This is a genomic window from Pseudoxanthobacter sp. (assembly GCF_036822375.1).
In the GTDB taxonomy this organism is placed as follows: Bacteria; Pseudomonadota; Alphaproteobacteria; order Rhizobiales; family Segnochrobactraceae; genus Pseudoxanthobacter.
Genome location: NZ_DAISHT010000075.1, coordinates 4039 through 6937 on the forward strand (window position 1 = coordinate 4039; position 2899 = coordinate 6937).

The following is a 2899-nucleotide window of genomic DNA, read 5'->3' on the forward strand; positions in this document are numbered from 1 at the left end:
GTGCCCGCCGCCAGCGTGCCCGCCGTCAGGCCGCGCACGGCGCCGGCCGCCGTTGCCGCCGCAGAGCCGGCGGTTCCGGTGACCGCCTACGCCGACGACGGCAATGCCGCGCTCGATGCCATCGGCGCGCTGACCGCCGGTGCGCAGCCGGCCGCAAAGCCCGCCGCCGCGGCAACCGCCGCAACCGATGAGGCCGGCGGCGACCAGCGCCGGGTGAAGGTTCTCACCATCGCCAATCCGGTCATCAACACCGCGCAGGCGGCCGAGGCGGCCCCCGCGCCCGCCCCCAAGGCAGCGGCCCGCACCGCCGTGACCGCCGCCGACGCCGCCTATGCCAACGATCCCATTGCCACGCAGGTTGCCGCCGCCGAGGCCGCCAATGCCCGCGCCGCCAGCACCCAGTTTGCCGGCACGCCGTTTCAGGACGGCGCCTTCAACCCGGATGCGGTGCGCAAGCTCATCGAAACCCGCCGTGTGATGGTGGCCAGCGCGGCGCAGGCCACGGTGCCGGCGGCCGGCGCCGTCACCTCCGACGCCGCCCCGGCCGACAACGACGCCGCCGATGCCGGGGAAGAAGCCCCCGCTCCGGCCCGGAAGAAGGCCGCCGCGAGCCGCCGCGAGCCGGCCGGCTGGCAGATCCAGATCGGCGCCGTGCCGACCTCCAAGGCGGCGGCGAGCTTCCTTGCCGAAGCCCGCAAGAAAGGCGGCCGCGCCCTCGCCGGTGCAGAGCCCTATACGGAAGCGGTCAGCAAGGGCGGCTCCACGCTCTACCGCGCCCGCTTCTCCGGCTTCGGCGGCGAAAAGGAGGCGCAGCAGGCCTGCGCCCAGCTCAAGAAACAATCCTACGCCTGCATGGCGTTCCGGAAGTGACGGGGGACGGAACCGCGATGAGCGCAGATGTGCTTTCAGGGCAGCAGGCGATCCCGGGCCTCGTTCAGGCGGGCAGCCAGCGCCGCCGTGCCGCCGACATCCGGGTGGACCCGCTTCATGAGCGTCCGGTGGGCAGCGCGGATGTCGTCTTCGGTCGCGCCGGGGCGAAGACCAAGCGTCTCATAGGCCTCCTCTACGCTCATGCGGCGCGCAGCCGCCGCGCCGCCCTGCCCCGCGCGCGCGTCCATGTCGAAGTCCTGACGCCAGCCGGCCTGCCGGCGGTCGAGATAAGCTTCGAGTAACGCGCGGCTCTCCGCATCGCCGGCCAGCATCGCCCACAGGCGGCGAAGATCGGCCATCGTCAGACTTTCCAGCGCGCGGCCGGTGAACGGGCCGGAACGGACCGCCCCGGCGATGCGGCCGCTGGCATGGTCGAGTTCCATCGTCAGCGCTGCCGTTTCCACCTTCGAGGCATTGCTGCCGAGACCGGGGCTGCGCCCCGCGCCGCCGGCGAGCCCGCCGAACGGATTGCGCCACCCCGCACCGCCGCCGAACACGTTGCCATAGCCGAGCAGCGACAGGCCGAACGCACCGAGCGGCAGACCGGCCTCCCAGCGTCCCGTCAGCGTCAGCCAGCCGGCAACGCCCAGAAGCGCCACGCCGCCCGCCTTGCGTCCCAGCGCGGCAAGCGCCTTCGGATCCGTGCTCACGACCCCGCGTCCGACGAGAACCAGCAGGATCAGCACAGCCAGTCCGATGATGAGCGCCATGGGCGGCCTCTCCCGTGTTGCCTCGCGCCCGGCTGCGGAAGACCGTCCGGCCGCGGCGCCATTGCCCGCAGCCGGCTGGCGCACACGCCGGCAACCGGACCAGATGGTTCTGAGGTAGAGGGATTCTTCCCGCGCCGCAAACGCTGCAATCGCCATCGGGCCGGCAACCGGCCCAACCCGCAACCGGCCTCCGCCGCCACCGCCCGCAGACCGGACGCCGCAGACCGGATGCCGGTCAGCCCGGCACGGCGGGCGCGCCCCCGGAGCGCAACAGCCGCCGGCGCGTCGGTTCATCGCCGCACGGGCGGAGAAAGCCGGCGGGCGGAACCGGGCATCCGCACGGCCGCCGGTTTATCCCGCCCCGCGCAGGGAGCACGGGTTGAGTAAGACGGCGGCGGGTGCTTCCGAAGGCTCATCCGCGCCCGCGCGGCGAACACCAACCCGCCAACTCCGCTCCCGTATCTGCTGCGGGCTCATCCCCGCACGCGCGGCGGACACTCTTTGTGCAACATCCCGTGTTCAACGGCATCCTCGGTCGGTACCGGTCTGCCGGTTCGCCCGGTGCGGTTCAGGGCCCGGAAGCCGGGCCCAGAAGGGCGCGGGCGGCGGGGTCGCCGGTGCGGGCGAGGGCAGAGAGGGCATCGCGGCCGCCGGAGGCGAAGGCGGCGACGGCGCGCAGCAGGCGGCCGAGTTCAGCTGCGGAACCGCGCCCGAAACCGACATGAGCGCCGCGGGTGAGCCGCGCGATCTGGCCGAAAACGGCCGCCGCCATCGGGTCGTGGCCTTCCTGAAACAGGAAGACCGGCACGCCGAGCAGCGCCAGTTCGCCCGCAGGCTCCAGCACCGCACCCGGCTCCTCCTCCATGGCATCGCCGATATAGACCAGCGCCCGCAGCGGCCCGGCCCGCCGCTCCGCAACCGCATGGCGCAGCACCCGGGCCATCTGCGTGGCGCCGCCGCGGCAGTCGATGCGGCCCATCAGGCGCGAAAGCACCGCCCCGTCCGCCACCCAGCGACTGGCCGCACACTCGTCGTGCCCGCGGAAATAGACCAGCTTCACCATCAGGCCGCCGAGGCGGGCTGCTTCCTCGAACATGCCGGCCTGCAGGCTCTGGGCCATATCCCAGGCCGGCTGGCGGCTGAAGGTGGCATCGAGCGCAAACATCAGCCGCCCGCCGGCCCCGGCCGCGACCGGCGCGGTGCGGCGGGCCGCCTCCAGAAAGGCCTCCACCTCTGCCCGCCCGGCCGGCGGCGAGGGC

General features: G+C 73.7%; 3 protein-coding genes. 1 reads left to right on the forward strand and 2 read right to left on the reverse strand.

What is annotated here, in order from left to right; all coding sequences use genetic code 11:
• Positions 1–870 (forward strand): SPOR domain-containing protein (locus tag V7067_RS09145; protein WP_334175587.1); only part of this gene is annotated, 870 nt, incomplete at its 5' end.
• A gap of 35 nt (positions 871–905) precedes the next feature.
• Here V7067_RS09145 and V7067_RS09150 read toward each other — a convergent pair.
• Together V7067_RS09150 and V7067_RS09155 are read right to left on the reverse strand one after the other, a co-directional pair.
• A complete protein-coding gene (locus V7067_RS09150) occupies positions 906–1640 on the reverse strand; it encodes a DnaJ domain-containing protein (RefSeq protein ID WP_334175588.1) in 735 nt (244 codons plus the stop codon).
• Between the two features lie 568 nt (positions 1641–2208).
• On the reverse strand, positions 2209–2899 hold a 691-nt coding region (locus V7067_RS09155), incomplete at its 5' end, for a VWA domain-containing protein (RefSeq protein ID WP_334175589.1).